Annotated in this window: 21 protein-coding genes; 4 read left to right on the forward strand and 17 right to left on the reverse strand. The window is 60.1% G+C overall.

Annotated features, from left to right (window positions below):
* Nucleotides 1–442: 442 nt before the first annotated feature.
* From NCS00_RS30720 to NCS00_RS30795, 16 genes are all read right to left on the reverse strand, one after another.
* Nucleotides 443–1,744 carry a hypothetical protein gene (locus tag NCS00_RS30720; RefSeq protein WP_250441990.1) on the reverse strand — a complete coding sequence of 434 codons (1,302 nt, stop codon included), beginning with the start codon at nucleotides 1,742–1,744 and terminating at the stop codon, nucleotides 443–445.
* 15 nt (nucleotides 1,745–1,759) lie between these two features.
* Nucleotides 1,760–2,374 carry a type 4 pilus major pilin gene (locus NCS00_RS30725; RefSeq protein WP_082378246.1) on the reverse strand — a complete coding sequence of 205 codons (615 nt, stop codon included), beginning with the start codon at nucleotides 2,372–2,374 and terminating at the stop codon, nucleotides 1,760–1,762.
* Nucleotides 2,375–2,385: 11 nt separating this feature from the next.
* On the reverse strand, nucleotides 2,386–3,504 hold the full coding sequence (locus NCS00_RS30730; protein WP_250441991.1) for a type II secretion system F family protein: 1,119 nt from the start codon (nucleotides 3,502–3,504) through the stop codon (nucleotides 2,386–2,388).
* Nucleotides 3,505–3,516: 12 nt separating this feature from the next.
* Nucleotides 3,517–5,970: an ATPase, T2SS/T4P/T4SS family gene (locus NCS00_RS30735; protein WP_250441992.1), complete on the reverse strand. Its 2,454-nt coding sequence runs from the start codon at nucleotides 5,968–5,970 to the stop codon at nucleotides 3,517–3,519.
* Nucleotides 5,971–5,973: 3 nt separating this feature from the next.
* Nucleotides 5,974–6,537, reverse strand: coding sequence for a hypothetical protein (locus NCS00_RS30740; protein ID WP_250441993.1), 564 nt, complete (start codon nucleotides 6,535–6,537; stop codon nucleotides 5,974–5,976).
* Between the two features lie 34 nt (nucleotides 6,538–6,571).
* Entirely contained in the window at nucleotides 6,572–7,852 is a 1,281-nt protein-coding gene (locus tag NCS00_RS30745; protein WP_250441994.1) for a type IV pilus inner membrane component PilO, read from the reverse strand.
* Nucleotides 7,853–7,871: 19 nt separating this feature from the next.
* Nucleotides 7,872–9,500 (reverse strand): hypothetical protein, encoded by a 1,629-nt coding sequence (locus NCS00_RS30750; RefSeq protein WP_061138292.1) that lies wholly within the window; start codon nucleotides 9,498–9,500, stop codon nucleotides 7,872–7,874.
* A 5-nt stretch (nucleotides 9,501–9,505) separates the two neighbouring features.
* Nucleotides 9,506–10,165, reverse strand: a complete 660-nt coding sequence (locus NCS00_RS30755) for a toxin co-regulated pilus biosynthesis Q family protein (RefSeq protein WP_250442083.1) — start codon at nucleotides 10,163–10,165, stop codon at nucleotides 9,506–9,508.
* Nucleotides 10,166–10,170: 5 nt separating this feature from the next.
* Nucleotides 10,171–10,593, reverse strand: coding sequence for a lytic transglycosylase domain-containing protein (locus NCS00_RS30760; RefSeq protein ID WP_061138294.1), 423 nt, complete (start codon nucleotides 10,591–10,593; stop codon nucleotides 10,171–10,173).
* The gene (locus NCS00_RS30765) at nucleotides 10,590–11,849 is read right to left on the reverse strand and encodes a TrbG/VirB9 family P-type conjugative transfer protein (protein ID WP_250441995.1); all 1,260 of its coding nucleotides are present in this window, start codon (nucleotides 11,847–11,849) and stop codon (nucleotides 10,590–10,592) included. The genes NCS00_RS30760 and NCS00_RS30765 overlap by 4 nt, the downstream gene beginning before the upstream one ends.
* Entirely contained in the window at nucleotides 11,846–12,646 is an 801-nt protein-coding gene (locus tag NCS00_RS30770; RefSeq protein WP_250441996.1) for a transglycosylase SLT domain-containing protein, read from the reverse strand. The genes NCS00_RS30765 and NCS00_RS30770 overlap by 4 nt, the downstream gene beginning before the upstream one ends.
* A complete protein-coding gene (locus NCS00_RS33595; protein ID WP_250441997.1) occupies nucleotides 12,639–13,889 on the reverse strand; it encodes a TraB/TrbI/VirB10 family type IV secretion system protein in 1,251 nt (416 codons plus the stop codon). The genes NCS00_RS30770 and NCS00_RS33595 overlap by 8 nt, the downstream gene beginning before the upstream one ends.
* 2 nt (nucleotides 13,890–13,891) lie before the next feature.
* Nucleotides 13,892–14,764, reverse strand: a complete 873-nt coding sequence (locus NCS00_RS30780) for a TrbG/VirB9 family P-type conjugative transfer protein (RefSeq protein WP_250441999.1) — start codon at nucleotides 14,762–14,764, stop codon at nucleotides 13,892–13,894.
* Between the two features lie 2 nt (nucleotides 14,765–14,766).
* Nucleotides 14,767–15,471 (reverse strand): VirB8 family type IV secretion system protein, encoded by a 705-nt coding sequence (locus NCS00_RS30785; protein ID WP_250442000.1) that lies wholly within the window; start codon nucleotides 15,469–15,471, stop codon nucleotides 14,767–14,769.
* Between the two features lie 903 nt (nucleotides 15,472–16,374).
* Entirely contained in the window at nucleotides 16,375–16,755 is a 381-nt protein-coding gene (locus tag NCS00_RS30790; RefSeq protein WP_250442001.1) for a hypothetical protein, read from the reverse strand.
* 365 nt (nucleotides 16,756–17,120) lie between these two features.
* Nucleotides 17,121–18,011: a hypothetical protein gene (locus NCS00_RS30795; protein WP_250442002.1), complete on the reverse strand. Its 891-nt coding sequence runs from the start codon at nucleotides 18,009–18,011 to the stop codon at nucleotides 17,121–17,123.
* Nucleotides 18,012–18,509: 498 nt separating this feature from the next.
* Between NCS00_RS30795 and NCS00_RS30800 the strand changes: the two genes are divergently transcribed.
* The 4 genes from NCS00_RS30800 (at nucleotide 18,510) to NCS00_RS30815 (ending at nucleotide 24,131) form a co-directional block, all read left to right on the forward strand.
* Complete coding sequence (locus tag NCS00_RS30800; protein ID WP_250442003.1) at nucleotides 18,510–19,745, forward strand: ParA family protein; 1,236 nt, start codon at nucleotides 18,510–18,512, stop codon at nucleotides 19,743–19,745.
* A complete protein-coding gene (locus tag NCS00_RS30805) occupies nucleotides 19,742–20,815 on the forward strand; it encodes a ParB/RepB/Spo0J family partition protein (RefSeq protein ID WP_250442004.1) in 1,074 nt (357 codons plus the stop codon). Before NCS00_RS30800 ends, NCS00_RS30805 begins: the two co-directional genes overlap by 4 nt.
* A 238-nt stretch (nucleotides 20,816–21,053) precedes the next feature.
* Nucleotides 21,054–22,238 (forward strand): Replication protein O, encoded by a 1,185-nt coding sequence (locus NCS00_RS30810; protein ID WP_250442005.1) that lies wholly within the window; start codon nucleotides 21,054–21,056, stop codon nucleotides 22,236–22,238.
* A 1,656-nt stretch (nucleotides 22,239–23,894) separates the two neighbouring features.
* Nucleotides 23,895–24,131: a hypothetical protein gene (locus tag NCS00_RS30815; RefSeq protein ID WP_250442006.1), complete on the forward strand. Its 237-nt coding sequence runs from the start codon at nucleotides 23,895–23,897 to the stop codon at nucleotides 24,129–24,131.
* Nucleotides 24,132–24,998: 867 nt separating this feature from the next.
* Here the strand turns inward: NCS00_RS30815 and NCS00_RS30820 are convergent.
* Nucleotides 24,999–25,409 carry a hypothetical protein gene (locus NCS00_RS30820; protein WP_250442007.1) on the reverse strand — a complete coding sequence of 137 codons (411 nt, stop codon included), beginning with the start codon at nucleotides 25,407–25,409 and terminating at the stop codon, nucleotides 24,999–25,001.
* Nucleotides 25,410–25,522 lie beyond the last annotated feature (113 nt).

Consider the following 25,522-nt stretch of genomic DNA (forward strand, 5'->3'; position numbering starts at 1 on the left):
AATCCAGGTGTAAGCGCGAGTAGGAGTGTACCCCGGCGTTGGGTAGCCATCACACGGGACGCCAAGAGGAGGCGGTTGGACAGGCGCATTCGGCAGGCATTGCTGTCCGACCCACGCGGAGCCATTCCAGCTCGGTGCGACCGCTTGATAATACCCGCTTGGGCAGCTTGGAGGCGGCGGTGCATTACAGGAGTAGCTCCAAGCTGTTCCTGTCCAGGCTGGTCCACTAGCGAAGCCATATGCGCAAGTCGGTGGTGGTGTGGCGCATTGATATCGCACACCAAGCTTCTGCCAAGAATACCCCGGATCGCAACCGGGAGCACGCGGAACGCCGATGGGATTCTGGACCCATTCCGCGTTGGAGGTGACTGGAGCCGTCAGCACACCGCTAAGCGTCCCCATCAACGCAAACGAAATTGCCGTCCTAATTCGCTTCATGTTCTTATTGGTTTGAGTAGTTGCAGCCAACATCGATTTGCGCTTGCAGGCCGAGCTGATCTTGCACAAGGGTATTTGCGCCGTCAGCGAGAACGTCATAGATTTGGAGCACCCATTGCGAGCCGTTCCAACCCATCGCGTAACGCGCGCCCGAGATCGGCGGATTGCGATTGGAATAGTCGGTCGTCAGCGATTGCGGGGTGATGCGATACCACGCCGTGCCACCGGGGCCGCACGACGGAGGTGTAACGCCCCATCCGTTATACCAACCGCTGTACTGGGCATCCGCCGACTGGTTGCTCACCAAGGTGCTCGCACCTACCCAGTTGCCCCACTTATTGCACACGTACATGAGGTTGTTGCGGATCGTCACACCGTTCCAGCTGCACTTGCTGGCGGTGTAGTTTATGTTCGCAACATTGCCGTTGATCGTGTTGCCAGAGACCGTCCCTGACGAGCTCACATCCCCAACGTTGAGCCCGGCCGGTCCCGTTCCCTGATAGTTCTGCACATAGAGGTTGCCTTTGGTACGCACGGCCGCGTTCACGCTGTCACCGTAGTACATCGCGCCATTGTCGATCTGCAGGCTGTTGCCCGCCTGTAATTTCAAAACCTTATTCGCACCGAGCGTGACATTGCCGACGTTCTGCATGTCCTGATTATTGGCGTTCATCGTGCCGGTCAGCGGGAGCGCGCCATCACGGCGGTAATACGGCGAATTGCCGTCCGCACCGAATCCATTAATCGCGAGGACCATCCCGGCCTTGCTGCCTACTGGATTAGGCAATGTCCATCCGCCGTGGATGCCGGTGACCGTCGCCGGCGCGCGGTTTGTCGAGTAGCCGAACTGCGCTCCTCCGGCCGCAGCGATGACACCAGCGCCGGCGATGTCGGCCGTCTTGTCGGTCATGCTGATAAGCGGCAGGCTCGGATAGATCTGCGAGGCGATATGGCAGTTGCCCGCAGCGGTCGAGCAGTTGTCGGGCACAACGGCCAACGCGATCTGGTAAGTGCCGCCCCAGAACGGCCCGTTCTTGAACGTGACCTTGTTGTTCGACTGCGCGCTCAGTTGCGCCAGCGTCGGCGCAGCGATGGGCGTAGAAGTCGTCTGCGAATACCCAACTGGAATAAGCGAGGCGTAGTTGTTGGTGATGTAGCTGCCGAGCGCCGAATTGATCGACGCAATGTTCTGCCCTTCGATCTGCAGCAGATTCTGGCGTTTCGCAGCGATGTCTTCCTTGATACCCTGTACCGTCAGCAAGGCCGCGCCGACCAGGACGATCAACATCTCAAGAATGCTTCCCATGTCGGCGATCCGCGCTCAGGTACGGGTGGTCCACAGTCCCATCGACGCCATCGCGCCGTTCGACGCGCATGCAGTGGCGACCGTCTGCGGGTTGAACGTGACCGTCGGCGAGAAGATCGTTGTGCCGTTTACAGTCACCTGCGTGTAGACGGTGATCAGCGCAGCCGCACTCAGCGAACAAACCGTCGACGTGACGGGATACGTCAGAATCAAAGAATCATTCGAGGTAACGAGCGTGCCGACGGCAGCCGTCACCGTGCCATTGAACATGCCCTTGACCGCCGACTTGTCCGATGCGACGCGCGAGCCCGCCGAATCGAAGGCGTGATTTTGCGCAAGCACCGTGAGCGTTTCAGAGGAGAAATCGGCGTCATTCTGCGTCGCGTTCAGGATCCCGGTGTGGAACATCTGTGCTTCACTCTTGAACTGCGACGAATGAATCAGATCGAGCACGTACTTACCGCCTGCATAGACGGCCAGCGCGAGCAGTGCGGCACCGGCCATCACCGCGCCTGCCTCGATCATCGACAGCTCGCCCGACTGCTTCTTTGCGCGCGCAATCTTCAGGATGCGCGCCCGGCGTTCCTTAATCGGGTCGACTTGAACTGCTTGCGTGTTTTCGTTGGTCACTTTGCTTTTCCTTAGTAGCTTGAAGCGGCGGGATTTCCCGATGTGAGGTTGACGGCACCCGTCACGACGTATGAGCCAATGCCGAGGGTCAGAAACAGTGCAGCGGCAAAACCGAGCAACAGGAAGTGCGTCATGCGGGCGTTGCGCTTGACTGCTTCAACCACGCGATCGAGCGACTCGCGGCCTAGACTCTTGATAGCCGCTTCGAACTGATCGCGACCCGCGGCGTCGGTGATCGTGTCGACGATGGTTACCGAGAAGATGCCGGTATCGAGCGCGCGCATCGGCTCATCAGATCGAGCCGTCAGGCGTCGATTCATGATCTTCAAATGCCAGCGCAGCCACGGATCGGCTGTCTTGAGAAGCCTGTCCAGCGCCGCACGGAGCGTGAGGTTTGAGTCGAACAGGCCGGCAAGCGAAACAATAAGCAGTGCCGCGCGAAGGTCGCGACGATTGCGCCAGAGCAGCGGCATGCGGTCGAACTTGTCCCGCAGAGGCCCGGTCCAGCGCTTCAGGCTTGAGAAGTATGCGAGCACGAGGCCGATGACCGCCGTGAGCGTGAGCCACCAGTACTCGTAGCAGAACGTGTCAACGTGATACAGGAACCGCCCAAGATCGGGCCACTCCTCGAGCGGCCGGACGTCGAGCACTTGCGGGAAGATGACGCCACCGAACAACATGCAGTACGCGTACATATAGACCAGCAGCAACGCCGGGTAGGCCATCTGCACGGAGGTCGTCGACGACAGTACGCGCTTCGCCTTTGCCGCCATCTCCGCAAGTTCGAAGCCGCGAACGACGGCGTCTTCGCGCGAAGACTCATCCGCGATGTCCAGCAGCGCGTATTCGTCGCCCGGGATGAATGGCTTGATAGCTAGCGAGAAGCTTTCCCCGCGCTGCATGGTCTCGCGGATGCGCGCGAACACACGCCACTCGATCTTGCCTCGCGAGCGGCTACGCTTCTCGTACGTTTCAAGCCGGTCGAACAGCGTCTCGGTGTTGCGCAAACCCTTGGCTGCGATATCGAGACGCGTCTCGCGGTAGAAGTCCTCGCGGACTTTCTGAAACCGCCAGCGCGCGACGACCAACTGCTGCCGCACGGGCAGCATCTTTGCGAACGTGGTGATCATGGAGGACTAGGTTTAGACCATCAAGCCATCGACGCCGGGCATCACGCGGTACTGCGCGAACGACTGCATCGAGCGATTGATGAATTGTGGGTCAATCAAACCGCGCGAAGCCTTGAAAAGAGCATGTTCATATAGCGTCTTTCCAGTCATATCAGCGTTATCGAACCCGGTACGACGCTCGCCGCGCCAAACTGCGCGCGCGCCGGCCCAATCGCGCTCGGCAACACGCTCCAGAAATTCCGGCGTCGGGCGATACAACTCAGCCGCCAACGAGGGGCGCTTCGTGCCACCCGCCACCTTCCCGTTACGCGTAAAAAGCCCCTTGAGTCGGCAGTGTTCGCAGCCGTCGTAGTTGCGGCACGCCATCGCCGAGGTATCGAGGCTGAACTTCGTGCGCAGCAGTTCGAGGTCAGCTTTGGGCATGACGTCTTCGGCCGGCAGCTTGCAGTGCTCGCAAAGCGTCGGAATCAGCTTCTGGTTGCCGACTGCGTTGATGAAGCCTTCCGAGGCGAGCTCGTCGATCGGCAGTTGCAGTCGCCCTCCCGCCATACGCATCACGGCAGCGATGATGTCGCCCGCGTGCAGCGAGAAACGCACCGGATGGCCGGTCAAGGCGAGTTCGGCGACCAATCCCATCACGACGCGGTCACGAACTTCCCCGATCGTCAAATCGTCAGGGTCCTGCCGCATCAGCGTTCGAATCACCTCCGCATACTTGCGGTTGGCTTCATCATCGGTTTCGTCCGGGCGGCGGATGATCGAGTAGTCCGACAGCCACGGCATTGGATACTCGGACGGCTCGTTCACTGCGAACTGTTTCTTGAGTTCCCGATCCGGCAGCATGTACGAGAGAGCGCGCAGCGTCGTCGTCTTGCCCGAACCTGTCTCGCCAGTGAGCGCCGTAATGCCGCCGCTCACATAGTTGAGCGTTTCGATGAGATCAAGCTGGCTCTTCTCCAGGCCCATGTCTTTGGGCAGCAGCACCGAATAGTTCTTGAAGTTGCCGTCGAGGAGACGCAGCGTGACGTCATACCCGCCCACCAGCGGAGACGATTGCCAGCGCAGGTTCACCGTGTCTGTCTTGACCACCAACGGAATCATTGCCGACTGGGGCGCGGTCGGCTGGAAGCTGTTGCCCGAGTTTGTGTTGCGCTGAACGAGATCGCTGTATGCCGCGAACAGGGCGCGACGCACGATCGCCTTAGGCATGCGGCTGAACGTGTACATGTCGCCGTTCACGCGAAAACGAACTTCGACCTCGTTGTGAAACTCGCGTGGCTCGAAGTGAATGTCACTTGCGCCGTATGCATGCGCGGCCTCAACGATGTCCCGGAAATTGCCGATCGCGCGGCTCGCTTCGCGCACTGTGGAGTTGGCGGACGCCGCGGCCTTACCCGAGTAGATCGCTGCGATTACGGCATCGGTTGCGACCATCTCCTCGCGCACGATAATGTCGTTTGCGCCAAGGTCTTTGATGAACGTTGCGTACTGAGCCTTCTCAGCGAACCGTGCAGTGGCCACCGTGATCGCCACGCCCGGTTGCAGTTCAACGGCAACGAACTCCTTGCGCGCGGCCGCCGGAATGCGCAGCGCCGCGTCATCATCCGCTACCGTCAGAACGCGCTTGAAGTCGGGAAGCGAATCTGGCGATACGAGTTCCGGCCGCCCGGGAGACAACCCGCCGCCCTCGGTCTGTTCTTCGTCGTCGGACGGCTGATCGTTCGCTGCCACCGGCGGATGCACGATCCTTTGAGCGTTCGAGCCTGCCGGTCGTGGGGGCTCGACGTCCGGGTGCTTCGGGTCGAGCGGCAGCGGATCGGCGTTCTCGACCGACTCGGCGCGCGTCCGAAGATCCGCATCGCCCGTGGCTGTACTCGCGCCGGCATCGGGTCTCGACGGCGCGGCCATCGGCTGCGGTTCGGGTTGCGGTTGAGCAGCAGCAGTCGCGGTTCCGACGGTCAGGGCTTCACTATTCAACGGCTCGGCCTTCGTCGCTCCGACATTCGTCGGTTCGCCGCGCTCCCTAGCAGCCATCGCCGCCGACATGCTCGCGTAGCTGGGTCGTTCGAAGCTGGGCGGCACGAAAGGCCGAAAGGCCACGTCGTCGGTGACCACCTCTACTGGCGCTTCTGACCTTGTAGGCACAGTCTGGGCGGGCGAGTGCGAGTCATCGTCAATCTCTGTGCTCTCGACGTCCTCGACGTCACCGCCCGATAGCGCGCGACCGAGAAACGTTACTTGGGGATTCACGGCGCGCGTGCCCCCGGGCGACGTGTGCTCCGTCTCCATTTCTGACTGTCTTTCTCGCCGTTTCCGCTTTCCCGCAACCGGCTCAGCAGATGAGAATTTCGGCTCGGCGCCCGTCCCTGGCTCAACAAAGCTCGAGCGCGGTGTGCGAAAACGCTTGAGGAATCCACCACGGGGCGAGTCTGGCGTGCCCTGCTCTTCTTGTGCAAAGAGACCCATGTCTTATTTCCCGAATGGAACGAAGGTAGAAGCAGTTGATGAAACGCCACCAGGTGGAAGCGGCGACGACAGATCCGTGATCGCCCTGACGGCCGGTCCGTCCGAGATGACGGCCGGAACATCAGCCGGTGCCGCGATAGTCTCTGTCCAGTGACGCTTGCCGTCGACAAGACCGACCGTAAAGCCGTCGATGGAGGCTACGGTCCAGCCGTTGAGCAAGCGGCTACCGCGTCGTGCGGTATAGGTCGTGCCTTGATAGTCGTAGAGCACGTATGAGCCAGACATGTCGGAATACGCGCCAACGAACGAGGCGGGAATAACGCGTTTGGACGGCGAGCTGGCCTTTCGTTCGGCCTTGGAAGCGGCCGGAGCTGGCGCGGGGCCAGGCGTGGGCCCGGGATTGCCAAACGCCGATGACAGTGCGACACCACCGGGCGCTGGCGCTGCGTTGCTTTCCCCACCCTGGCCCTTGCGCATCGAATCAACCAGCTTTTCGCGGGCGAGTTTGTCAATGTCATCCAGCGTGAGATGACTTTCCTGCGAAAGAGCTGCGCTTGCGACAAGCATGAGCGCGCCGAAGCATGCGGCACGAACCGGCCACTTAGTTGAGAACATAATATTTACCCTTCGCAGTGAAATGCACCCCGGTCCCGTCTTCCTTCAGTTCGACGTCTAGGGTGTCCAGTGCCATGTTGTCCGGCAGGCGCGCGAGTAAGGCGCTTTGCCATTTGTATCCGTCTATCTGCCACGTGCCGCGCTGTACGAGCGGCCCCTGCACTTCACCTGCCGTCGGTTGGCGCTGGATAAGGCGCTCGGCCGGCTTGATATCCACCACGTAACCGTGGCTATCGAGTGTGTCGAGCTTGGTCGAAAGCTTTTGCGGGTCGTTCTGTAGAGTCTTGATCAGCGCCTGTTGAGTCGGCCATGTCTTCTGTTCACCAAGCGCCACGCGTTCGGCGACCGCCACTTCGGGCCCACGCGCGGTCAAATGCCAACCGTCAGGATTGAAGACGACCGGATGCAGCGACTCCGGCGCACGCGCGTCGAACTCCTTGAACGTGCCCCCCTGTCGCTTGTACGTGACCACGCACGGCCCGGCAATCGAGCAAGACGCTTTCTGAAATTGCCACCCTGCGACGTTCGTTTCCTGCGCGCCGAAACTAGCGAGCAGCTTCGGGGCAAGCTGGCTGGCGAGTGGAGCGGGAGCGGCGAGTGTGCGCATCACCGCCGACTGGTACTCCTGCATGAACGTTGGCGGCGGCGCCGGCGGCGGAGGCGGCGGGTTGAGCACGTCAATCAACTGCTTGCCGCCGAAGAACACGGCGGCGAGGATGACGAGCAACGGCACCGTCGTGGGCACCGCCACCGGGACCTTCTTGATTAGCCCGACCTTGCGCGCAACGAGCATCTCGCGAAGGTCAAACGACTCGTCGACCGCGTGGAGTTGCGCGCCGTAACCAAGGGTCGCCAGTTCGAGCCCCGCTTTCGCGCACCCGTCCTCGATCTCGTCTCGCTTGCCGGCAAGCGCGTTAAGTGCTATTTCCTGATCGAGCGAGACAGCGCCGCGCTGCACGAGCACCACATGCACGCGCTCATCGTTCTGGATGAGAACGAGTACCGCCGGGCGCCGACGAACGCGGTCCAACGACGCGATACGCGCCGCAGCAGAGTACAGCTTGCCGCCCTTGCGCTGAGCAGACTCGAGTTCGCAGAACCCGACGATGGTCTCGTCATTCGCCTTGTATTCAATGTAGTGCGTCGCACCGGACTCCTCGACGTAGTGTCGGCGTTCGGCGCGAGCGCCCTTGGCGGAATAAGCGCGCCAATCCAGCCCGAATACGAGCTTCGCGCCCTTTTCTCCCGGTATGGATTCGAAGTGCATACGGATGCTTACCTCGCGCTCACATCGACGGGACGACGGTTGCTGTCAGCATGATCACCTGGAACGTGCGGCCCTTATTCCAGGCACCTGACAGACCACCGATGCCGTTGTTATTGCTTCCGTCATAGCGATTGCTCACCGCGCCATAGAGCACAACGGTCTGTCCATCCGAGAGTGCAATGGTCTGGTCATCCTTGTTGCCGAGAATGTCGGGCAACTGGATCTGCTGCAGCGTGTCGCCAGAACCGGTGCTGATGGTCGTGAAGGGACCGTTCAGCTTCGAGCTATCGCTCCAGTACGAGAGAATGATTTGGTTGTGGTCGTTGACCGACGGCAGGATGTTCACGAAGTCACCGACCGTGACAGATCCTGGCTGCAGACCCGGCACGCCGGCGGTTCCGCCGGTGAGCGAGCCAATACTTGGCGTCGTTGCCGCAAGGTAGCCCTTCGTCTCGAATGAACCGATAGAAACCGGCAGACCGTTTAGCGTCAGCTTCGTCTGCGTGTTGTCCTGAACCGTCTTGCCGAAGGTGTTGAGGCCGCTGATGATCGCGTTGGTACCTTCCATGGGCGAACCCGGCTTCAAGACGGAGAGGCCAACGGTGCCGCCAATTGCAGTCGCCAACGAAGTAGGCGAAGCGACCGTGACGGAATAGCGTTTCAGTCCGTCCGAGATGCGATTGAAAACGATGTCCGCGCTGACGCCGGCTTGCGACGAATTGCTCAGGTCGACCTGCAGTGTTCGCACGCGCAACGCGACCTGACGCGTCGAGATTGCGTTCTCCCGCGCAAGCAATGCACCCATGCGATCGACGGCTTCTTTGGTGTCGCGAACCATCACCAAGCGGCTGTGCGGATTGACCACCACCTCACCGAGCGGCGACTTCAGCTTTTCCAGCTCGGACTGAATGATTGCAATCTGGTCGAAGGTGCCATCGCGGCCCGTCGAGGTGACCGACGAGAAGGAACCCGTGTTGCCCGACGTGCCGCCTGTCGTTCCACCGGACGATTGGTTGCCCGTGGACGTATCCGTGCCCTTCGACATCGTCGACTTGATCGAGACCTTGCCCGGGATCGCCGCGATCGTGAACGTCTTGGTGACAAACCGGCTGATGGAAATCGTGCTGCCGTCGAACGTCCAGTCGAGGCCGAGGTTCTCGGTCACGCCGCGCAGATACTCACCGACCTTGCAGTTACACGCCTGCGCATAGACCGGCTCGACATTCGACTTCGCGATCGCTTGCGGCTGCATCGGGGCGCTTTGCCCGTTTCCGCCGTTGGTCTTCGGAATCAGCGCGTCGCGCGGAATGAACACATCCGGGCTCAGATGCACCGGGTAACCGGTAGCGGTCGAGACAAGCGTGGCGATCTTCGACAGCGGGAGATTGCCGGGGAAGACAACCGATTTCTCGCGGAAGATCGCGGGCAATGTCGCTTCATAAGCGACTGGCACCAACCGGTCGCCGAGGAACGCGGTCGGCACTTCCTCAACGAGCGACATCGACTCGGGGCCGTTGCCCATCGCGCGCGTCGCTTCCGCATTGGTCGCGTCATAGGCGTGATTCACGTCGGATTGCGAGACCGCGCAGCCGGTCAACGATGCTGCCACAAGAATGGCTATGGCAGATTTGATTTTCGTGAGGCGCATGGCGATTACTCTTGGCAGTTGGCTGCGCGTGCGACGACGCGGATTACGTTATTGGTGTGCTTGCAAACCCGCGTGGGCGTGCGCATGTGATTGGTCGCCTGCATCACTTGCGTGAGCACCGACTTGAAGTCGCCCGAGAACGTCGCGTTGAACTCGAGCGGCAAGTCGTCGTCGATCTTCCAGGCGAGCTGCCAGCCCTGCTGCTGAAGCCAGCGATCGAGCGCATTGCGCAGGTTGATGTCCTGCGGCGTGATCGAGAAAGACAGAACGCCACTAGGCACCGTCGCGCCACTTTGCGACGGTACGACGACCGGGGCGACGTCCATCGAGCCAACCGGCGACGGCGCGCCAACACCGGGAAGCGCGACGGGCGCGGCACCACCGACAACGGCGTTGAGCGCGGCCGGAGATGCAGCTGCAGATGGAGCGACCGAGGCAGAACGAACGACAGGAGCAGCGGGCGACGCCATTGCAATTCGAGCCACTGGGGCTTTCGCGGCGGGTGCCGAAAGGAGTTGCCAGCCGTCCCCGGGCGGCGGTGCGAGGCGCGATTGATCGGGCTCGGCCGCCGCAAGACCCGGCACAGTCGTGAGTGCAAGACACGCGAACAAGCGAGCCACCATGCGCGCGGTGCGATGCGTTTGAAGAGAAAAAGTAGGCGTCATGTCGGTCAATTCGCGCGTTGCAGGCGGCGGTAAATGTTGTTGGCGTAGATGAGCTGCTTGTTCGAGGAAACCGCGTTGTAGGCACCGACCGCTTTCCATGTCGGACCGAACTGCTTGATGTTCGAAGCCAGGATCCATGTCCCCACGTATGCGTTCACGCAGGCGTCGAAAAGGTGTTGACGGGTGATGCCGAAGCGACCCAGTTTAGGAAGCCAGGACGAGTTGATTTGCATCAAGCCAATGTCCTCGCTTCCATCGGTATTGCGATTCGTCACATATGGGCGCATTCCGGACTCCTGCTGTGCGATCGCACGGACCACTTGAACGCTGACGCGGTGGTAACGCGCGGCATCGTCAAGACAATCGGCACGCACATGCAGGGGGAGGCTCGCGCAGAGAAGCGGCAACAAGAGGGATAGTCGGTTCATGACGCGGGCCGATCAAAGAACCGCACATCGTGTTTGCGCAGCACGTTCACGACGTTTCCGTCCGCGTTGACGATGAACTGCTCGGCAGTGCCGTTGAACTTGTAGTAGCGGCCCTTCTGCTCGCCCGAGCCCATGTGCGCCACGTCAGCGACGGTCACCTTGCCGACCGTGTCTGCGAACTTGAAGAACGTGGAGCCGTTTTGGTCGAACACGCTCTGAAGCGCAGCCTTGTTGGCGGCGTCGAATTCATAGACCGTTCCCGCGACGCGGGCGACTTCGACCTTGTCGGTCTCGTTGGAGATCGTGAAGCGCTCCGCGCGGTTGAACGTCACCACGCCCGTCGCGTCGTCCCACTTCGGGCGCAGCGATTTGCCGTCTTGACCAGTTACCTTCAGCTCCGCAGCGGGCCTCACCGAGAACTTGATCTGAATGTGGCTGTCGTCGCCATCGCGGATCGCTAGTGCTCCGAACTTGGCAGCAAGCACGGACCCAGATGCTGCCGGCGCGTCAGCGGCGACCCTCTTCGCGATGTCTGCGATGGGGTCTGCCCCAGAAGCTGCGCTCGACGCGGCAGCCGGAGCAGCAGCGACCTGCGATACCGGCGCGACATAGTTGACAGCCACCGACTGCGGAGCCGAGCGGCGAAGTGTTACATGGTGAGAGTTGAAATCGACGTCGGCATACAGGTCGGAGGTAGCCACGAGGCGATCGAGCGACTGCATCCAGTTCTCGCCATCGCGTGTGCCGAAGCTCGTCGAGGCCGTCAGGTCAATGTCCTTTTGTGCCGATCCCGTCCAGCCCTGCGGCACTAACGCTTTGACCAGTTGCGCGAGCGGCAGCGTGGCGTTCAACGACCGGGTACTTTCGAGGCTGTTGCGCGGTCCGATCAGCGCAAGGCGACCGGAGAAGCCCGAGAAACCGGACGGCGTGTCGCTGCGCGCCTTGTCGCCGATGAAGCGGTTTGCCTTCTTCCAGTATGCGGTGGCGCTCGAGCCGCCCGCCGAGTAGCGGATCACCTCGGGCGTGCCCGGCACGACTATGTACGGTCCCTGGTTATGCCCACCGTCCACGCGCAGCGACTGACCGGCACGTGGCTGGAAGTAGGTGTCGCTGCCATCGTTGAAGACGAGCGCCGGTCGCTCAAGCACATTGCCCGCGATCTCATAGTCAAAGTCGAGCGGGTCTGTGCCAGCGGCCGCCGCGTTCAGCGTGACCGCGGCAAGCGCGAGAGTAAGAAGAGAGAGCGTGTGCTTCATAGACCGCGTTCGATTTGAGAGAGGTGCTTCACGAAGCGCGCGAGGTATTCGCGGCCCGGTGCGGGATTGGCGCTGTGGTAGTACGCAACGGCCTTTACGGCCGAGTGCGTGAGGCGGTAGTTCTCGTTGAGGATGTCTTCGGCGACGCGGATGTTTGTCGCCGGTGCGAGCGCATCCCAAGCACTCTTGAAGCGCTTACTGTGGTATCCCCAGTTCACCTGCATCAGGCCAATGTCGAAGTCCGAACGGCCGTTACTGATGAGATAGCGAATGGCGCGGTAAGCGTCCTCACGCGTGCGAAAGAAGAAGCCGCGACCGGCAACGTTCAGCGTCCACGGCCAAGCACGACCGTTGTAGGCCGACTCATTGAGCGCAATGCCAGCGAGAATCTTTGGGTCGACCGAAGTGTGCATTGCGTCGAACGGCGCCTGCGCGGATGCGCACGACCAGCCGCCACGACGCTCGGTAATGCTCGCTTGGGCGTCATCGGTAAGGGTCGCGGGATGAAGCCAGCCGGCCTTCACGAACAGGCTTTCGACGCTGACAGGTGATCCGTCGATGTTGATCGCGACACTGCCAGCCGCGGTCTCGACCGTTTGGCCCTCAAAGCGGTTAGCCCACGCCAGAAACGGCTTCAGCCCGCATGCGTACACCGGCTCGCCCGGCAACTCGACGATTGCGCGTTTCATGCCGTCGTCGATTACGATGCGCGTCGGGCTGATGATCGAATCAATAGTCGCCGCGTGTGCGCCGAACGCGATCACCGACAGGCATGCAGCCGCCAACGCCTTAGTCATGGTACGGCTCCATGACGATGTCCTGCGTTACCTGCACCAGAAACTTCTGGCCCGGTTCAACAGTGATGGTCGGCGGGATATTCTGGTTGCGCTGCATGACGGTCTGGGCCGTCGCCGCCGCGACCTGCCCCGCCGTGTCGCCATAAGTGGTGACGCCGTTCGGCGTCGCTGTCGTCGCCGTCTGCGAACTGCTGTCGAACGCCTTCAGCAAGATCGCCGTAATGAAGCCCGCGCCGAAGATTTTCAGGAAGTGGTTGTTCACATCACCCGAGAACCCGGCGTAGCCGTTCTGGTCGGCACCTTGCATACCGTTGAGCGGCACGCTCTTGCCGTTGGGCAGGCGCAGACTCGTCGAAGCGACCAGCAAACGCTCCTGCCCGACTTTAACGTCCGCGCTGTACATGCCATTGATGAACGCGCCCTTTGGGATCATCAAGCAGTCACCGCGCAGGCTGTCATACACGTCCTCGTCCACCATCAGCGCCACGCGGCCTGGCTTGTCTGAATTCAGCCCCTCGACCGTCTTGACGTGGATGACGTGCGGCGGCGTCAAGGTGCAACCCGTCGACCGGCCATTGAAGGTTGTCCGTTCGATGCCGCCGCGCGAACCCGCATCGCGCAGAAAGGCGCGGTCGCGATCTTCCGGTGCTTGGCCCTGCTTCGCCAAGGCGATCGCCATCGCGTCGGGGGTGTTGGCTCCCGCAGCGTTCCGAGCAGCTCGTACCTCGTCCAACGAAGGGACGCCAGCGGGCAGTACGCCGGTCGCCGAGTTCGACGAACGCGACGCGCCTGCCTGTTTGAAGATGGAGGACGTATAGATCGCGTCTTGTGCGGCTTGCCGGGAAAGCTCGCGCGTGTCCGTGCCCGAGCCTTTAACTTCTTCTTGGAAATCAGCGCCCGTGAGCATCGGTTTGACGGCGGGCTTCGGAGCCGCTGCTTCAGACGCTGCGCGAGCGGCAGCCTCCGACGCCGCTGCTTCGCGCTGCTGACGGATCATCTGATCGATGTCGTTGTTGTTTGCTGCAGTGGGCGCTTCCGTACTCGACTTAAGCGCAGTCGCTTTCTTAATGCGCGCGTCTTCCTCAGCCTTGTTCGTCGCCTGCAGCTGATAGTAAAAGCCAAGGCCTCCGATGACGACAGCAGCCAGGATGCCGATGCTCATGATCGCATTGCGTGGCGTCTTGCCTTTGACGAGAGCTTCTTGCTCCGCGCTGGGCGTAGCCGAGTCCGGTTTCTTCGCCACGATCAGAACACTCCGAACAGGCGGCGGCGGCCGCGGGTCACTGTGACCTCGTCTTTGCCCGAGCGAAGAACGATCTCGTCGGCCAGACGCTGGAGAACAAGGAAGTCCCCGCGGCGGATAAAGTTCGCAACGACGCGATCGCCATGATCGAGAATGAACGGAACCGGCCACTCCTGGGCTTTGGCTGGCATGCGCATCCAGACCGCATGGCCGTCGTCAAAGACGGTCTCCGGCGTGAACTCGGCGCGGCCATCTACGCTGTAGTCCCAGTTCAGTTTGTCCGGCGCCACACTGATGCTTCCTGAATCGGCACCGCCGCGCGCACCGTTCGCTGTCGCGTCGTCGCGTGCGCTGACGCGGGCCATTGGCGCGCGCGGGTATTGGAAGCGCACGGTCTGATAGAACATGCCGCCCGCCGGCGAGGCGATGAGCGTGAAGTCGTACTCGCGCAGGTTTGTCGTCAGGTGCAGCGTGTTGACGAGGTCAGCCTTGTGCGGCTTGATGAACACGTGATTCATCTTGTCGTCGTCAATCTCCCACTGGACGCTATCTCCCATCGCGGGGTCAGCAATCAGCTTCTCGCCCTTCTCCAGTTCGATCGTCGTGAGCTTCAACGGCGCGGTCAGCACGCGGTAGATCTGGTCGCGGCTGTACGGGAAGACGCCGATGCGCGCATCGCCCGGCATCGTCAAAGGATCAGCACCGCCGTTGAACGGATTAATCGGGCTCATCGGGTCGCCTGCGACCATCGCGGCATTGAAAGCCGAGTCGCTTGCAGCTTTCTTCGCTACAGCGGGTTGAGCAAGGAACGCTGCGCACGCAGCGAGAACGCACATGCCGATGACCGGCCGTTTATGGATAATGGTTGCGGTCATGCTTATGCGGTCCGCTCGAGGCGGAAGAACGGAATGAAGATGCCGAAGGGGTTTGTCGTCAGCGCCTGCTCAGCAGTGGGCGCGACGATTTGATAGCGCAGCGTGAGCGCGTATGACTTCACATCCGGCTTACCCGTGGCGCCAGCTTGCGACGTCGTCGTTGTGAATTCGACGAGTACCGTCGAGTCCTCGAGCAACGCGATGTTTCGCACGTCTACTTCGCGGATCAGTTTCGGGTTTGCCGTGATCTGCTGGAACGGTGTGTCGGCTTTCAGCCAGTCGCGGAACTGACCGGCTGCCGCGCCGATCATCTGCCCCTTGACCGAGTTGATGTTGGCGGTCATGCGCGAAGTCTCGAGGCGGTCCGACAGCACCGGCTCGATCGTGAACCAGCGAACGGCCATGTCCTTGACCGTCGTTCTCACAGCTTGCGAGTCCGGCTTGTACGCGACAAGCTCGGTCACGATCGGGTGACCGCCGGTATCGGCTGAGACGCCCACAACGCGAGTAACCGATGGCGGAGGTTGCCGCGTCCAAACCGCGCCGACGGCAATCACGGCAAGACCGAAGGAGATGAGCATCCAGCGGTTAGCTTCGAGCTTTAGCTTCGTGCTTGTCTCGAAGATAACTTGGCTCGGATCTTCTTCCGCGTACATGCCAGGAGCCGTAGACAGCGCGGCCCGACGCTTGTTTTTAAAAAGACGCATGGCAACCCTTTATCAATGGTCACCATTGGAACAGCACGAGCGTCCTCTGTTTTTGCGAAAGACGGCCAATTTTGCGCGCCATTTGGTCTAGCGCACAATTGACCGCAGAAAAACTGGCGCCTTCCATCTGGCGCCCTATTTCATAATACGAAAAGCGTGCCGAATAAGAGGGGTGTGAATATTCGGCACGTTTTGTAACAGAGGTTTTTACTTTTCGATTCAACGCGTTAGGTAAATGCTCGGACGCAATGGGACGCTCTCCGGAGAGCGTCTCTCATCGTCCACATACGCGCTTAAGCCCTTGTCTTAGCGAACCAAGAACCTCCCGTGCCAGCGCGCGCGTCGAGGGCGGCTGAGGTAAATGCTCATCGCCCTCACGCGGGTTACGGGATGCGGCCGACGCGACGGAAGGCATCCGTTGCTCAAGAATTGCCGATACCACCTCGCGCGCTTGGCTGAACGGGCTCGAACTCTTACGGCCTGCGGCGTCGATCCTTACCATGCCGAACTCCTCGACCGACCAGATGTCGCCCTTAGCCCCGGAGAAAGATCTCCCTGCCAAGGCTCGGACTCGTTCCGTCGCCAGTTCCTCCTTGGCACGCTCATCCCTGTTGAGGGCGGCCGCGTTTTCATGGCAAGGAACGAATAATCAATCGGCCGATGCAGCAACGCTTGTAGATAGGCGAAGGTATTCGAAACCTTAGGCGATTGCAGTTGTTTTCGCGCGTGTCTTACGACGTTCGAGAGGAAGTGTCCGCGCTCCCGCGCCCGCTTCATCAGCGCACAGACTCCGAACGGACTTAGCAGCTGTCCCTCTACTAGCCAGCGAAGGTCAGCCGGCGACGAGACCGAATTTTTGCTTTCGATCTGTGCAAATTCGCCTTGTTGTCTCGTTGAAAAAGATTATATAGGTTCGCTGTTTACGGCTCGCAGCGGTGCAACGTTTGCTTCGCGGCGCTCAGCCTGTTTGATCGCCTGCGGCATCTCCTCACGATAGAGACCGAGAACCGACAATCCGTACGGTGTGAACCCGATCGTGCTGATGGAGGTCATCGAGGCCTCTGTTTGCGAACAATGATGGCTGCGCCCTTCTCGATACACGGTCGCACACTTGATCCGCGTTTGCCTTACGTAACTGAGAACGCCGAAGGGTTGGCGATTCACCGCCGTGAATAATCGGCGCGAAGAAGTGGCTACGCGCAAAATGCGGAAGGGCGTGCGCACCGTACTGATCGATGCAATATGACCACGATAGAGGTAGCCCAGATTGACCTCGGCGGCCATCGAACTAGTGATCGTCGCGCTGGCGAATTAGGACGGCAAGGGGAAACTGCGCAGCGTTGGCATGGGCCGCCGAAAGGCTGAAGAAAGCCTGGCGCCTGCCTGAGGCCGATGCGTGTTCGCTCCTTGCTGCGGCGATGCTTGCACCACGAACCTGAAGGTCGGCGAACTTTTAGTTTTGCAAGTCAACCGAAGTTGTCTGGGTACATCTGCACGAGCACGATCTTTGAAGCTGCAGTTGCACATGCCGTACTGCGTTGCATACGGGGTATTTTGCGACTTTAGCCGCTCACACATCCATTTCGGGAACCGGGCCGCCTTGTTAAGAGGCGAAATATTCAGCATGGCGGTTTCTCGAGTCATGCCGCCTATCGTTGCCTTCGAACGGAGACGGTACCGACTGTGCGTTTGAACCGAAGATTCATGACCGCCACCTGAACGAGCGCTGCGATCTCGCTGGCACCCGTCAGTAGCTCTTCGGCCTCGTCCAGCTTGACCTTGAATTCCAGGACCATTGCACCTTGGTCTCGGCGTACCGCCAGTTCCACTCCCTGTTCGGGCCGTACCTGCAGCAGATTCGCTACGATCTCATCAATTGTCCTTCGACGAGGTGCGCTCAACATTTTGTTTGCCCGTGCAGCCATCTCCCGTTCGCCGATTGCCTTGCGAATCTTAACGAGCGTATCACCGAGGTCGTATGTGATGCGCTTCAATTCGAAAAGTTGCAGCACCTCAAAAGGCAGCTTCGAGATCGCGATCGCTTTCGAAAGACGGGTCCGCTCCCACGTTGGGCACGAGGCCACAGCAGTGACGATCGACGTCCATCGCCCCGCCTCAATTCCTCGCTTGTACTCAGTAGCAAGTGCCAAAGGCGAGATTGGGGAGACGATTCTTTGGGGTCGGCGCACTTGTCTACCGTCGAGACGATCGACAATTTCGGACCACGACAACCCGAGAGGGTCGATCTCCATCGCACGCTGACAAAGCACGTCAGGCCCGTGCTTCCGTAAAAGTCCGACCAAGTGGCGAGCCGTCTCGGGCCACACGCCCGCCGTTTCGAACAGCGCCAAGATCGGCGGCGGCAGTTTCGAAACAGTGATGGCACGACTCAATGCTTCGGCGGTCACTTTCGGCGTAAACCGCGCGAAGGCAGCAACCGCTTGTCGGCGCGTTTTCCACGAAGTACCAAGGCCCGACTGATAGAGACCGGCCAAGGCAAGCGGGTCGCGAGATATGGGAGTTCCAGCAAGTGCAATCATTATTTCCTGTCCCGTTACTGCGACGATTATCTGATGTAATCAGTGCGCGCAAAGGGGTGAAAGGCGCCAGTTTCACGCGTCATTTCACGCGTTTCTTGTCGGACATCACGTCATACTTTTGCATCAAACGATCTTTTGCGCGACCGAATGGCAACGGACGTGTCAGTAGCTTGCTTGCTGGCCGTGGCGAACCGGTCCTCTCAGGCCGTCGCGCTCCCAAACCCGTCCGCGAGGCGCAGCGTGTTGACTCGGAAGGATTCGCGGTGCGCAGATCGTCGGCAGCGCAACGCGCTGTCTACTCGAACGCGACCAACGATCGCACAGCACACACGAAAGACTTAAAGCTCTTTCGAAATATGTGACGCTCATGCCCGCAGCAGCAGGCTTCTCCAATAAAGTAAACTTGCGACGCCGCGTGTTTCCCACTATGCTATCGAAAATTCAACACCTATCGTTTTTTTCTCATCCGAGTGTTGAATACAACAACGGGAGCAGTAGATGACCATGGCCGTCCGGGCACGCCCTGATAAGACCTCGTCGACGATGCAACTTCAAGTCAAGCATGCGCCTAGGCGGATTCCGCTGACCGGGATCAAGGACATCGCTCAGAGCGCCAGCGATATGCTGGTTGATGTTCGGGAGAGCATGCTCGCTCCGCATCCTCGGAAAAATCCGCCGGTGTTCACTACTGCTCAGGTTGGTGACCTTTGCCGCGTCGATCGACAGCGTATGCATTATCTGGCTCGTACCGAGACGGATCTTCCTCAAGGCACTCTGCGGCATAGTCGCAGTCGCGAGTTCACACTCGAGGAAACAAGGGTTTGGATAAACCGAATTGCCCCTTTTGCCAAACGTCCCGTCGGCGTGAAGGCAAAAACGATCGCCATTGGAAATTTCAAAGGTGGCGTTAGTAAGACGACCACGGCAATGACGTTGGCCCAAGGCCTGACGCTTTTCGGCCGGCGAGTACTTCTCGTTGACCTTGACCCACAAGCGTCGTTATCTGCTCTGCACGGAATACTGGCGGACAGCGAGGTTGCAGATGAGCATACCGTTCTTCCTTTGATTTACGGCGAGACAGACAGTCTTGAGTACGCGGTGCAGTCAACGTACTGGGATGGAATCGACTTGATCCCGGCGAGTGCTGCGTTATTCGGAGCGGAATTCTTCCTGCCGTTCAAACAGTCGAAGGAAAAGAACTTCCAATTCTGGAATGTTTTGAATAGTGGTCTTAAGTCGCTGCTTGACAAATACGACGTTGTCATCATCGATACGCCCCCTGCCTTGTCCTATCTGACTATCAATGCTTTTATGGCTGCCGACGGCCTGATTGTGCCGACGCCCCCAAGCGCACTCGACTACGCATCATCAACACAGTTTTGGAGCCTGTTCTCCGATTTGTCGCAAAGCATGCAGGAAGTCGCGCCGCAACTCGACAAGAGCTTCGACTTCATCAATGTGCTACTTGCAAAAGTAGACCAAAGCCAAGCAGCGACACCAATTGTTCGAGATTGGATCAACAAAACCTACGAAAGCCTGGTACTTCCTGTCGAGATACCTACGACTGCCGTAACTCAATCAGCGGCAGCGGAATTTGGCACGGTCTACGACATCTCGAAGTACCAAGGGAGTCTAAAAACGTACCAGCGAGCTAGGGAGGCTTATGACCGTCTTGCTGAAATCGTGGACCAACAGATTGTCACGCTCTGGCTTGCTGAATCGGAGGCCAAATGAGTATCAAGGATCGGCTTGCAGCGAAGGCAGCGGGAATTGGCTCCAATCCGCGCTCGCCGCGGCCTGAGCCCGAAATCCCGAGCAGACCGAAGACTGCACCCGGACAGTTGATGGCCTCTCTTCCTCTACTAGCCGAGAAGGAGAGGGAGCTTGAGGTGCTACGCGCGCGAATAGAAGAGCTGGAAGCCGGTGCTACGGGTGGCTCCAGCGACGAAATTGCGCGTCTAAAAAAAGAGCTTGCCGATGCTCAACAATCTGGGGCGGCGATCGACATTCGTCTACGCGACTTACACGAGGTGCCAGGTCGGCGACGACATATGCCGGCGGAGAAATATGCCGAGCTTCGGGAAAACTTGCGGCACAACAAGCTCATTCATCCAATTGTGGTTCTTCCGCGGCCGGAGGGTGGGTTTGAAATTCTGTCAGGTCATCACCGGACAGACGCGCTGCGAGAACTAGGTCGCGAGTCTGTCCGATGTGTAGTTGTCGACGCGACCACAGAGGAAGCTGACGAAGGTGCGTTCTTTGCGAATCTTATGCAGTCGGATCTTACCGACTATGAGAAGTATGTCGGTCTAAAGCGGTTTCAACAAACACACGCAGACTTGAAACAGGCAGAGATCGCCGGCCGAATTGGGATCAGTCAATCGTACGTGAGCCTCTTGCTTTCATACGATCGCCTACCCAATGCAGCACGCGCAGTTCTTGAAGCGAACGTGGGCATCGTAGGTGCGACCGCGGCGGCTGAACTTGCCAGTCTCTCCGAGCTTGGGAAGAGCGAGCGTGTAGTGGAAGCCGTTCTCCAAGTTTCCGTCGGAAAGCTCGATCAAGCACAAGCAGTACGCTTTGCAAGAGATGGGGACAGAACGAAGGTTGAGAAGCCCTTGGCTACGACGTTCAAAGTGAAGTCGGGCAAAAGCACGTGGTGCGACGTACGTCGCGCAAAGAACGTTATGCGGATTGAGTTCCAGTCCGAGGAAGTCGCGCAGTCAGTTCAAGATGCCATCAAACGAACGCTGGAAGATCTTGCAAGCGTCTCAAGGAGCGAACTGCGGGACGAAAAAAGCTAAGCCACTGATTTTTAAAGATATGAGAGTCTAATTGACCAGAACTTAAAAATTTAGTTTTACCGCACCATAACAAAAGCCCCCGGCGGGAACCGAGGGCTTTTGAAGGTTTGGCTGCGAGAGCCTAACCGCACACTCACCGGCGGGAACCGGAAAGTGGTCACTACGCACAGACCTGAGTGTAGCGAAACGCGATCAGCAGTCAAGCAAATTAAATCCATTTTTTAATGGACCGCTCGACATGTCTATCGCGCAACGCTTCGTTGCTGGCGAGGGTGAAACACACCCCGAAGATTCGGCCGCACTCACTGCTTTTCGCTGCGACTCGACCAATCTGCCCTGGATCATCTTTCGGGCAGCTTTTCGAGCCGCGCACATTGAACAGATTCCGCCGCGCGCTCGCGCCGTCCTCTCCGCCCTCGCGCGGACGGTAGACGCAGCCCAGCCCTTCGCCGCCATCTTCGCGCGCCGTGAGTTGCTCATAGGCCGCGCGCTTCAATCCATGCGGACTTTCTATCGCAGTCTCGACGATCTCGAGGCCGCCGGACTCATCGAACGTCGCCCACAGAACCGCTATGTTGAAGCTGGATTGTTCGGTCGCGCCTACCTGCATCTAACCGAGCATGCCGCGACCCTCCTCGGCCTCATTGAGCCTCCGCGCGCGCACGGAAACGAATCCGCTCAGACGCTCTCTTCAGCCGGAACCGCCTTGGCCCAGGCTGCTTTTTCTGCACCGTCTGCCAATGTGGCAGACGGTGGAATATATAAGGATCTAAACCCTTCTGTTTTTCAAAAGAGACAACCGGGCCAACTGCCTGAGGACCTTCAGCGCCTCCGCGCCCTGGGTTTTTTTGATTTCTTGATCTTCAAACTCATGCGCGAGGCACGTGCGCACGGCAAACGCCTCTCCGATGTGGTTGAAGCGACGTGGGATCACCTGAAGCTCGCAAATGCACCGATCAACTACCTGCGCGCCCTGCTGCGGAATCCGGTCGATTTCGCCCTCCTGGTCCGACGTCGGCACGCCGACCGCTACGCCGAGCAAGCACGGGCGCAACTTCAGGTGGAAGCCCGAGCCGTTGCCCTCCAACATGCCGGCCGCACTTTCATCGGCGCGGACAACGCACGCCAGTTCGTGATTGGAGCCGATGGTGAATCGCTGACGATATACAGTCTCAAGGAGCGCATTGGCCGCCAGGCCGCCGGATGGATGCCGTCGTTTGCGACGGCGCTCGCGTCTGGGAAACTTCGCCCAGCCACCGCGCTCGATGTCGAGCGTTTCGCACAGGCGCGATGCCAGGCGCTCGGCAGAATACAGCGTTGCGCGGCACCGCTGACTCACCCCAAGCCGCCGGTGACGGGTGCGGTGCGGGAGCACATCGCCGGGCTGCGGCAGCTCCTGAAAGCGCGAGGAGCGGGCGCATGACGGTCGCAAGCGACCGTCGCCTGGGCAACCAATGAATTTGCTTCCGTGAACTCGGCGCCCAAAGCCGACGCGCACCATAGCGGGGTGGCGATGTAGGGCCCCATTACAAAAGGAGCTGCCGATCTAATTCACAACGTCTGGGGGTTGCCGCGTTTGCAGCCGCAACGCCCGTTAAGCGCCCACCTTGAGACGGGATGGAGACACCACGACGGAAGATTTCCGCGAGGCCAAGGCGAGAGCGTGCGAGGCGCGGTCGTGGAGCGCAAAACGAGGAGGCGAAGCGACCACAGACACCCTGGTCGAGTACCGACGCACGCACGATGTTAGGAGCAGAGCCCCCGAAAGCGGGCCGAGCCCCGAAACGGACCCTGCTTTCGAAGTACGGGTGGGGGATTTCAGCTCGCAACATTCCCCGGACAGCGACCACGCCCGGATGGCCCGAGCTTTTCGCGTAAGTTGCCACCGGCGCCGCGTCGTGCGTAGCCAGCACGCGACGCGGTCCCCCATCTAGGCGGAAGTCGTTCGAACCGTCAATAGCAGCGTGGACGTCGGCGACGGCGTTGCCGCAACCATTTACGGGGTAGTGGTACCGACTGACGGACGCAGGTCGAACGAACGCCGTCACTCCGGTATGTGTCGGCGTTCGCTGGTCGTTTTCTTCGCTCGAAGACGCGCCGCGGTCGGTTTTACCTTCGGTCGGCGCGGGCACCGAGGGGCCGACCAGGGCGGTGCATGGCGGCACGCTCAGCTGTCTGCGGCGCGGCTTCGACAAACCAGCATGGCCGAGCGATGCTCTCAAGCCTGATAAGTCGTGTTATCGGGAGAGGTCACCGCGAAGCTACGGAGACGACCACCATGGTCTCCCGTGATTTCCAGCCAAGACCTGCCTCAGCGGCCTCACTGCTTTGTCGCCGAATATCGCCATGATTGCCTTAGTGTCGCGTCAGTCAGCGTGGCTGGTTCCTGCAAGCTACTGGCGTCGGTGACACCGACGTCGGCTCACCGCAACATGGTCTGCATCTCAAGCTCGCTCCGAGTGGCGCCTCGTCAGATGCGGGGCCGAGAGACGAGGGCGCGGCCACACAGTCGAGTGGATCGAGTGACGCATCCCGTTGCGCTTCGGGTGCAAGACGCCGCACTACCGACAAGAAGCAGACGGCGTCTCTCGACAGCCCGATTTCCATCGGCGCAGGACCTGCTCGCGGAAAATATCATCGTCGATTCCTAAGCTGGCGGTCGCTTGCCGCGTAACTTCTCTTGTCCGCGCGTGGAACATCGCTGAAGAAGTTGCGCGGCATTTAAGGAATTGATTTAAAGAAATTTTTTGAGATTCTGACGAATTGTTTCACGGCGTCCGGTGCCAGGACGCGCCTGTGGGGCGGCATTTTCAGCGCGTCCCCCGGCGGTCGGTCCCGTTGTCGGCACGCCGTATCGAAGAAGACGGGTTGTGTGAAGTTTGATACATTTCGCGCTGAGAAGATCCTGTGTCCTTGTCGACTTACGTCGGCGATCCAACCACTTCAAGAAATTGAAGCTTGCTAGTAAGCTGAGCTGGCAGTCAGGAGCCGAACGCTGCCGTAGAGGAAGGTGACGCGGGTTACGCAGCGCGACAGAAGCGCTAATCTAATAGCAACGGTCCTTTAATGCGAGCTTGCTATGGAGGGGAAAGATTCACGGCCGACCGCGCCCGGTTACTACTGGTTGCGCTTTGTCGACGAGCGATCGCCGCAACAAACAATAGCGGAAATCTCCGCGGTGCCTGGCGACGGGGTGGTCGATTTCGGTGTGATTCTGATGGGAGACGACACCATCATGGAACTCGATGACGCGTACTTCGATGGCGGCCTCTTCGCTGGACCCATCGAGCCGCCGATGACTGGAGATCGACCTTAACAAGTCGGCGGCTAAGTGACGGCGCGAAGGAGTGACGGCTTTGCGCTCCTCGAGTCACCGAGGAGCCTTTTCGCCGCTGCGGAGGAACGCGGCGGGTTCCGTTACTACAGAACAGCCCGACCCCCGCTCTGCCTTATGTCGCCACCATCGCACCGCGCTGCCGGCCTGCGGCAAACGCGGTCTCGCTCGTAACCGCCATTCCAAGTCAAGGGCCCGCCTTCGCGAGATTCGCCTATCGACATTGGCGATCGAATGCCTGATTGCAGATTATCTGCATCTACGGCGCTGCGCATCGGCCGCTATGCGGAGGCGATCGAAGGACTTCCTGCAGCACTGATGCGGCGTCTTCTTGAGCTGCTGGGCGACGAAGCTGGACCCGCCGGTGAGGAAAGGTACGCCGCGGACGGCCTCGCAATAGAGACTTGCTTGATGACCTTAACGATAGGCATCGCCTTCGCACGTGACCGTCGCCTAGCATATTTAGGAAACCTGATAATGTCTATTATCGGGATAATGTTCCAAAGGGTGAAATCGGCGTTGTTCGAAAACGCGAGAGAGGGGAGGGCCGTGGCGCAAGGCTGGGCGGCGGATGACGACGAAAACGGCGAGCGCGCGGCACGGGCCGCACGACGCCGATCGTCATCACGATCACGACTCGAATCACGACGATTCCCATCGCTCGATCACGAGGCGCCGAGCGCCGCTGTCGCGCGTCGTGCTCAAAGTCGACGAGGCGATTACGTTGAAACGCACCGCCGCGGCCGCTTGGCTCCCGGCCCACTCCCATGCCGTGCTTCCCCGCCGATCAAGCCGACCCGCATGGAACTCGCGGTCGTCAACGCGCTCGCGGAGACCTTCGGCGCTTTTCTATATAAGGACGCGCTTTTCGTACCGGTGCTCGACTGCATCGCCGACGATGGCGCGGTGTCGCTGGTGCAGCGGGTGATGTACAGCGCGCGGCCCGACTCGGATAACCGCGCCGACTTCGACGTGACCGCGCTGACCGCGGAGAACGCGCGACTGACTGAGGTGCTGCGCGACGCGCGCGTGGCGTTCGAGTTTCTGTGCGCGACGTGGGCCGAGGCGTTGCTGGCGGAGACGCATGCGCTGCTCGCTGACCTCGGCGTGCACGTTCGGCCGCCGGATGCGGATCGGACGCCGCCGATGGGCGAGGCTGACGAGGTCGACACCGACGCGGACGCCGACACCGACACCGATACGGACCCAGGCGACGACGATGACGCTGACGAGCCTGATAAAGGCGAGGAGGGCGGTCATGGCTGCGCGACGCGCCTCCCCGGAAAAAGCCACGGCCTCCGGCCAAGCCGCCACCGACGTCGCCGACGTTGCATTCCCGCGCGGCTTCACGATCAAGGATTTCGCGGCGCTGC

This window comes from Caballeronia sp. AZ1_KS37 (assembly GCF_023631165.1).
Lineage (GTDB): Bacteria > Pseudomonadota > Gammaproteobacteria > Burkholderiales > Burkholderiaceae > Caballeronia > Caballeronia zhejiangensis.